The following is an 855-nucleotide window of genomic DNA, read 5'->3' on the forward strand; positions in this document are numbered from 1 at the left end:
TGTTTTAATTCGTTAGGTAACAACCTCTAAATCTTATCGATTATCAATCCCGTTGTCCCGATGAGGTGCGTATTATAGACGCTTTATTTTCTTAGTCAAGGGCTTTTTTCGTTTTATTTGATTTTTTGTTAATTTAGAACAATCTTCAAATAGTTTCCTTAACTTAGGGACGTATTATATAGACTTTGAGCAATAGGTCAACCTCAATTACTTGCAAATTCCAGGTTAAGTTAGCAACCTAGCTAATTACATATGGTCATGCCAAAAGAGTTGATACGACATACAGATCTATCATTATTTTTATCGCTATTAAGTGTCTCTTGTTGCCAGTGTTTTGCCTTATTATCTGCAGTAGCAACAAGAGAATCTTTACCATATGTAATGCTATCATCACTTCGAGTTTTGCCAAAGTGATTAGCAAGCCATTCAACTCCTTTCTTATTACTGGGCGCATCTAATGAGTCAGTTTGATACATTGATGCATCAGTACATCCTAGATTATTCAATGAATTTTTATCACAACTTATACTTGCCATTGCTAAAGGTGTAATAGAAAGCAGCGAAGTAATAGATATAATATGCTTTATTCTCATCAAGCGATCCTTTCTATATCAATAATATAATTAAATGTACGTTAAGCTAAATTAATATTATATATAAAGCATTAGTAAACAGTCTATTAATTTATTTAAGATGTAAAATCTCATATAGTCTTAGCATTGAAGCCAGCAAATGAAAAAGCCCCCATTCGGATGAATGGGGGCTTTTAGGTATAGGGAGCTGACGATGACCTACTCTCACATGGGCGAACCACACTACCATTGGCGCGACGATGTTTCACTTCTGAGTTCGAGA

Annotated in this window: 1 protein-coding gene; it reads right to left on the minus strand. The window is 34.4% G+C overall.

The window, feature by feature from the left end; all coding sequences use genetic code 11:
* Window positions 1-242: 242 nt before the first annotated feature.
* Window positions 243-593, minus strand: coding sequence for a hypothetical protein (locus JMX92_RS13370; RefSeq protein WP_201546159.1), 351 nt, complete (start codon window positions 591-593; stop codon window positions 243-245).
* Window positions 594-855 lie beyond the last annotated feature (262 nt).

Source organism: Psychrobacter sp. H7-1, from assembly GCF_904846585.1.
Taxonomy (GTDB): Bacteria; Pseudomonadota; Gammaproteobacteria; order Pseudomonadales; family Moraxellaceae; genus Psychrobacter; species Psychrobacter raelei.